At 60.9% G+C, this 7,077-nt stretch carries 8 protein-coding genes; 3 read left to right on the forward strand and 5 right to left on the reverse strand.

Annotation, left to right across the window (positions count from 1 at the left end; genetic code table 11):
* The 3 genes from VIW95_RS02885 to VIW95_RS02895 form a co-directional block, all read right to left on the reverse strand.
* On the reverse strand, positions 1-221 hold a 221-nt coding region (locus tag VIW95_RS02885; protein WP_331583848.1), incomplete at its 3' end, for a hypothetical protein.
* Between the two features lie 345 nt (positions 222-566).
* Positions 567-1,022 (reverse strand): hypothetical protein, encoded by a 456-nt coding sequence (locus VIW95_RS02890; protein WP_331583850.1) that lies wholly within the window; start codon positions 1,020-1,022, stop codon positions 567-569.
* A 202-nt stretch (positions 1,023-1,224) separates the two neighbouring features.
* The gene (locus tag VIW95_RS02895) at positions 1,225-1,728 is read right to left on the reverse strand and encodes a hypothetical protein (RefSeq protein WP_331583852.1); all 504 of its coding nucleotides are present in this window, start codon (positions 1,726-1,728) and stop codon (positions 1,225-1,227) included.
* Between the two features lie 247 nt (positions 1,729-1,975).
* Between VIW95_RS02895 and groL the strand changes: the two genes are divergently transcribed.
* Positions 1,976-3,652, forward strand: a complete 1,677-nt coding sequence (gene groL, locus VIW95_RS02900; RefSeq protein ID WP_331583854.1) for a chaperonin GroEL — start codon at positions 1,976-1,978, stop codon at positions 3,650-3,652.
* Between the two features lie 446 nt (positions 3,653-4,098).
* The gene (locus VIW95_RS02905; RefSeq protein ID WP_331583856.1) at positions 4,099-4,524 is read left to right on the forward strand and encodes a hypothetical protein; all 426 of its coding nucleotides are present in this window, start codon (positions 4,099-4,101) and stop codon (positions 4,522-4,524) included.
* A gap of 113 nt (positions 4,525-4,637) precedes the next feature.
* On the opposite strand, the gene VIW95_RS02910 is transcribed toward VIW95_RS02905, so the two are convergent.
* Positions 4,638-5,660, reverse strand: coding sequence for an alcohol dehydrogenase catalytic domain-containing protein (locus VIW95_RS02910; protein WP_331583858.1), 1,023 nt, complete (start codon positions 5,658-5,660; stop codon positions 4,638-4,640).
* 28 nt (positions 5,661-5,688) lie between these two features.
* Between VIW95_RS02910 and VIW95_RS02915 the strand changes: the two genes are divergently transcribed.
* Positions 5,689-6,120: an NUDIX hydrolase gene (locus VIW95_RS02915; RefSeq protein ID WP_331583860.1), complete on the forward strand. Its 432-nt coding sequence runs from the start codon at positions 5,689-5,691 to the stop codon at positions 6,118-6,120.
* Here the strand turns inward: VIW95_RS02915 and VIW95_RS02920 are convergent.
* Positions 6,066-7,077 (reverse strand): glycosyltransferase family 87 protein (locus VIW95_RS02920; protein ID WP_331583862.1); only part of this gene is annotated, 1,012 nt, incomplete at its 5' end. The genes VIW95_RS02915 and VIW95_RS02920 overlap by 55 nt on opposite strands.

Here is a 7,077-nt window from a genome sequence, read left to right on the forward strand (position 1 = left end):
GGGACCACGGCCGATGACAGCGGCTTGGTAGCGGCCGCTGCTTTAGCGGCTTGCTCGCGATTAGCGGGGTTGGGGCTTTGCAGGCCTTTGATGAGTTCGGCAACGCTCGGCGGCGGCTGCGACTGAACGGGCTGCGCGTGCGTGGGAACGGTCGAAGGCGGTGCGCATAGTGCGATGAGAAAAAAGAGGGTGATGCGACAGGTTGCGGCTGGATTCTTCACGGGTCAGGATGCGACGACCTCTGGAGGTAACTGACTGTTTACTCTGCGACGCCGATTAGTTGAATGAGATACGCATTGGGCACGTAAAGGATACATATTCGGAAAAAAGCGCGCGCGGGCATCGCGACCGTTGCTAGCAAACCTAACCCCTAACCCCTTCCCATAGTGAGAAGGGGAACCGGTCGCGTAAAATGCTCTCTCCCTTAACCCCTTTCTAAACAGGGACGCCGTCCCGCATCTTTTTTCTATTACTGGGTGCAGGGTTACCCCTGCCCAAGGAAGCGTGAAACCCACGGCGGGTTTCACATTCGATAAAGTGATCGCCCTTCCTTGGTTCGCGCAGGCCTAGTCGTCCGACGATTCTTTGTCGTTGGGATTTGCGGCGTGCCTTAGCGCCTTGCGGACTCGCTCGCGCAGGGTGTCGTCGGCCTCGATTTTGTTTTCGAGCGCCCGGAACTGCGCGACCGTTAGCCCTTGCTTCGAGGTGGCCTGCTCGACGGTGAGGTTGTGGTCTTTCTGCATCGACTCGTACACGCTGATGTACTTGTCGACCTGGCTGGTAGGCACGTCCTTGTCGTCTGCTTCGTCGGTCTCAGATGCGGGCGCCGGGGCGGTGGCAGGCTCGGCCGCGAGTTGCATCGTATGATGCCGGAGTTGAGCTTCAATCGCGCCGGAGGTGTCTGCCGAGCCGACTGGCGCCGACCAAGCGATTGAGGCCGCGAGTGCCGCGCAGATTATCGTTATCACCGCGGTCGCCGCGCCGGTGCGCATCGCCGCCAATGTCATTTTGATTCGGTTCACGTTGAGAAGCCTCCGCCAAAAAATCCGGGTCGCTGCAACCCTCATCCTTGCACGCCACGCGAATTTCATAAAGATACGGATTCCGGGAGTTCCGCAGACGCAGATGCGCACTACGTCGTGGGCGCGGCGGGCGGCTCGTAGCAGGTATGGATTGGGAAGCGAAAGACGCGGGGCGGCTGACGGCAACCGCCCCGCGCAAAAATCAGATGGGGCTCAGATCGATCGTGCCGAACTCGTCGCCCGAATTCGGACCGCATCCGGCAAATTTATACGACAGTGTTATGTTGGTACCCGAAGTAGTTCCCTTGGCGTTCGCATGACATCCACGATGTTTCTTTTCCGGTGTGAGAATCTTGATCGAGACCTTGCTGCTGCCCCCGACTGATCCAGTGAACTTGCCCGAGGAGCCTCCGCCCAGGGAGACGTCCCAGGTTCCCGTTAGCTTGCCCGATTTTTGTGTTATGTCGAGGCCAAAGGTGCCGGTCCCATCAACTGAGTCCATGATACTGCCGCTCCACTGACCTGAAATATTGGGCGGCGCCGTGTCGGGCTCGGGGGCCGCAACACCGTCATCTTCGGTACCGCTCCATCCGCTCGCCCACGCGCCGCCACTATCGTAGCGCTGCCCGCTTACGACAGCCCCAGCCCGATTGAGCCCGAGAAACGCAATCAAAAATCCAGCGAGCACTAAAATCTCCTTTCGCATCTTAAATCTCCTCCTACTAAACTTTGACACTGTGCCATCCCTTTTTAGTCTGGTTAAATGCTTTTAGGCGGATTTATCGGTCGTTGCAAGCTATTCCAAGCAAACGGCTTCCAAACCCGTCCGATCGACATCCACTTGCATCGCGCGGCGCGATGTTTACATTCATAGCGGTTCCACGGGCCGCCGATGCGGTGGTGCGTGAGACTGAATCCATAACGATAAGAGAGCAAGACGGAGATTTATCTACATGCCAGCCAAAACGGTTGAGCTGCACGAGAGAGCACGAGTCGGAATCGTCAAGGGTGCGACGCTGGTGATGGAAGCCGCGCGCGTAACGCTCGGGCCCAAGGGCCGGAACGTCATGATCCAGCGGAGTTTCGGCGCGCCGACCGTCACCAAGGACGGCGTGACCGTGGTCAAGGAAATCGAGCTCGAGAACCGCTTCGAGAACATGGGCGCGAAGCTGATTCGCGAGGTTGCGCAGAAAACTTCAGACGTGGCCGGCGACGGCACCACGACTGCGACGGTACTGGCGGGAGCGATCGTGCGCGAGGGAATCAAGCTGCTCGCGGCGGGATTCCCCGCGATGGAACTACGGCGCGGAATCGAAGCCGCGGTGGTCAAGGCGGTTGCGACTATCAAGGAGATGTCGCGGCCGGTGAAGGAGCGCGATCGCCTCGAGCAGGTTGCGACGGTCTCGGCTAACGGCGACAAGTCGATTGGCAAAATTGTTGCTGACGCGATGGACAAGGTCGGCAAGGAAGGCGTCATCACGGTCGAAGAGGCGCGCGGGCTCGACACGGTGCTCGATCTGGTCGAAGGGATGCGCTTCGATCGCGGCTACCTGTCGCCGTACTTCGTCACCAACCCCGACAAGTTGACGACCGAGCTCGACGAGCCGCTGATCCTGTTCCACGAAAAGAAACTTTCGAACCTGCGCGAAATCCTGCCGCTGCTCGAAAGCGTCGTGCAGACCGGACGCCAGCTGCTGATAATCGCGGAGGACGTCGAGAGCGAGGCGCTGGCGGCGCTGGTCGTCAACAAACTGCGCGGCACGATCAAGGTCGCGGCGGTGAAGGCGCCCGGCTTTGGCGATCGGCGCAAGGAAATGATGCAGGACATGGCGATCCTCACCGGCGGCACGCTGATCGCCGAGGAACTCGGCGCCAAAATCGAGAACATCGAGATCGCGTCGCTGGGCAAGGCCAAGAAGGTTCTGATCGACAAGGACAACACGACGATCATCGGCGGCGCCGGCAAGAAGTCGGAAATCCAGGGGCGAATCGAAATGATCCGCCGCCAGATCGAAGAGACGACCTCCGACTATGATCGCGAGAAACTGCAGGAGCGCCTGGCGAAGCTCACCGGCGGCGTCGCCGTGATCAAAGTCGGCGCGGCGACCGAAGTCGAGCTGAAAGAAAAAAAGGCGCGCGTCGACGACGCGGTGCATGCACTCCGCGCGGCGGTAGAAGAGGGAATCGTGGCGGGCGGCGGCGTCGCGCTGGTGCGCGCAATCGCGGCGGTGAAGTCGCTCCGACTCAATGAAGACCAGAAGGCCGGCGCCGGGATCGTCGCCGCTGCGATGTCGGAACCGCTCAAGCAGATCGCGCGCAACGCCGGTCATGAGCCTGAAATCGTTCTCAACGCCGTGCTCGAAGGCAAAGCTGATTTTGGTTTCAATGCTGGCACCGAAGTTTACGAGGATCTCGTCAAAGCGGGCGTGATCGATCCCGCCAAGGTCGTGCGCTCCGCACTCGAGAACGCATCCAGCGCCGCATCGATGATGCTGACGACCGAGGCTGCCGTGGCCGAAGCTCCGAAAAAGCCGGCGCCGATGCCTGCGATGCCGGGCGGCGGTGGGATGGGTGGCATGGGAGGCATGGGCGGGATGGGTGGAATGGACGACTACGGCGACGATTTTTAGCGGTTAGAAAGAACTCTCGGCATTGGCGAGACATCCGGGGACGTTCCGCCGGAGACTAAAAGAGCGATTAAACGGGAACCAGACGCCAAGTGAATCAAATAGCTGTTTTCGCCCTCTCATTATAGTTACATGGCAAACAGTTATGAGTAGCTATATGCGACACTCTCGAACGCAAGAAAATCGACAAGGAAGCCGAATACCCTGCTGTGAGTGGACGTAAATGAACTCGACATCAGAGGTTAGCTAGTGAGTTCCAGTCGCATTTTCACAAATTGCTATCGCGCCGCGCTAAGTAGAAATAGCCAGTCGGGTCAATGGTACTTGGGTAGCAATTTGCATAACAAACGCTTGCATACAGTTGGGAGTTTGTGAGACAAATTTATTGTCTTACTGCAGGAGCTACGAATCACTTAGCAAAACTCCTGCGCAATCCTTAGGAGGAAGAAATGGAAGGGTTACTGAGAAAATCTTCAAAACTGGTCGGTCTTGCCGGGGCTGTGTTGGCCCTTTCGTTGCTCGCGGGATGTTCCTCGAACGAGCCGGATCCAGCACAGCGCGCCGTCAACGCGGCGAACCAGGCTGACCAGGCAGCGGCTCGCGCTGATGCGGCGGCCCAGAAATCGGCGGCGGCAGCGGCGCAGGCTCAGGCGGCAGCGAGCCGCGTAGAGCAGGCGGCCAGCGATGCGAAGGCAGCTGCGGATCGCGCAGAAGCGATCGCGTCGAAGACGATGTCGGAGCATCATGAGCACCACGTCCACGTCCATGTCCACCACCATGCGGCGGCAGACACAGGCGCGGCACCGTCTGATGCGGGCGCGGCTCCAGCACCGGCTGACAGTGGCGCACCGCCACCGGCTCCTGCGACTCCGTAATTTCGCTCAGGCTAGATAGTAACGAGGGCGGTTGCATCGGCAGCCGCCCTCGTTTGTCTATCCGTTCACCACCGGACTGGTACCCAGTTCCGGTTTTCGGGTTTTCTAAAAATTCAACTCGCGAAAGTTACTATAACTTTCAGCGATTCCGGCTTTTGCGCGGTCGCAAATGCTTCGGTGATCTGCGCGAGCGGGAACCGATGCGTCACCAACTCCTTCGCGTTAATCACCCCGCGCTCGACCAGTGACAACGCCTCGCGCGTTTCGTCGGGCCCGCATGAGTAGCTCGGCACAAGACGGGTTTCGTTGAAATACAAATCGTGCGGCTTGACGAGCAGCTCGTCGTCGGGCGGCGTCGCAGTGAACTGTACGACGGTTGCGCCTTTGCCCGCGGCGGCGATCCCGGCGGCGATTGCTTTCGAGGTGCCGGGTCCGACGATCACGACGTCGGCCATCGCGCCGTTGGTGATTTCGCGCACCTGCTCGACCAGGTTGTCGCCCTCGACGACGATGCCGCGATCCGCGCCGAGTTCGAGTGCGCGGTTGGCGCGCGTATGAAACAGGTCGGCGCCGATGATCGTCCCGGCGCCGAGATGCCGCGCGAGCTTCACATGCATCATGCCCATGATGCCGAGCCCGATGATCAGAATTGATTCGCCGGCCTTGAGGCCCGAGCGCTTGAGCGACTTGACGACGCAGGCGGCCGGCTCAATCAGTACGCCGTCGGCGTCGGCGATCGAATCGGGGAGGCGCAGCGTGTCGCGTTGATTGGCCGCGCTCACGAGAAAAAACTCCGCCATCCCGCCAGGCACTATATTGGTCGCGCGCCACGTCGCGCACTGCACGTATTCACCGCGCCGGCACGCCGCGCATTGGAAGCAGGGCGCGTGATGATGCACGAAGACGCGGTCGCCGATTTTGAAATCGCGCACCGCCGCGCCGGTCTGCTCGACGATGCCGACTGGTTCGTGGCCGAGCACCAGCGGCGCCTTGCGCTTGATGTACCAGGGCATGATGTCGCCCGAGCAGATGCCGCAGGCGCTCGCGCGGATGAGAATATCGCCGTCGCCGACCACGGGGCGGGCGCTTTCCTCGACGCGGATGTCGCCGAAATCGTAAAGCCGAGCTACCTGCATAAAGTTACCGCCATGTTAGAGTCGCATCATGCCACGGCCCAAATGTCCTCCGATAGCCGCCGACATAATCACGGAAATTGGCGACAAAGTCGTTTTAATCGAGCGGAAGAATTTTCCACTGGGTTGGGCGATTCCCGGCGGCTTCGTCGATTTTGGCGAGACTGTCGAGCAGGCTGCGGTGCGCGAGGCGCGCGAAGAGATCTCGCTCGACGTTGAGTTGCGCGCGCTGCTCGGTGTGTATTCGCGGCCTGATCGAGATCCGCGTGGACAGACGATCACGGTGGTGTACGTCGCGCGCGCGTCGGGCACGCCGCGCGGCGCCGATGACGCGAAGAATGCAACGCTGTGCGACCCGCGCAATCCGCCGGCACCACTGGCGTTCGATCACGCGGAGATTCTTGCCGACTACGTGCGCTGGATCGATACTGGCGAATTCCCGGCTCCCTGGCGCAAGCGTTGATCGGCTATCTTTCCGGCTTCATCGCGCGGCAAATCCGATTGCGTCCGAGCACGGAAGATCAGCGCGATGCTGACGTACGCAGCCAACACCGCCCAGAATCCCGGATGCGGCACTGCCTTGATCAGGGCTGTTACGATGCAGGCAGAGAGTAGCGCGGCGCCGGCGAGCAGCGTGACGTGTCGCGATGCGCGCTGCTGGAATCCTTTCCAAGCGGCTAGCGTCCCGAACAGATACGCCGGCAGCAGCAGCAGCATTTCGGCCATCCACGCCAGCGGCGACATCAGTAGCGCGAGCGCGACCCACATTCCAAACACCAGCCCGTCGAGGTCGTCGCGTGCGCGGCTGGTTATCGTGGCGGCACCCGCGACTGCGAGCAGGACGAGGTCGATCAGCGCGGTGATCGCGAGAACCGTGAAGAGGGGCGCGGCGATAGTCGTCGTGCCGGCGAAGTGCGCAACCGCTTTTCGGACGAAAGTCATCACGGTGAGGTCGGCTTCCGCCACGAAGCGATACGAAACCGGCATTTCCACCGTCATGAGCTCGAGCCAGCGGAGGGGATTCGTCAGCAATACGCCGGCAACGAAGAAGCCGATCGTCCAGCCGAGCGCACGCCAACGGCGGCCGAACAAAAAGTATCCGCCAGCGGCCGCCGGATAAAGCTTCAGCAATGCTGCGAGCGCCAGCCCCAGTCCCGCGAACGCCGGGCGCTCCCGCCGCTCGCAGAACCATGACGCGGACAACAGCACCAGCAGCATCGGCGTTACATGGGCATACGCCAGCATGCCCTCGAACGGGCGCGATAGTACTACCAGCGAAAGGACGATGACGGTCGCCACGGCGCTGAGCGGAGGATCGTTCCCGCGCGCCAGTATCAGCACGGCGCCGCCGACGCAGAGCATTTGCAGCGACAGCCAGATCCAGAAGGCGGTTACCTGATCGAGCCGCGCGAGCGGAGAA

The sequence above is a fragment of the Binatus sp. (SeqCode) genome (assembly GCF_036522015.1).
GTDB lineage: Bacteria > Desulfobacterota > Binatia > Binatales > Binataceae > Binatus.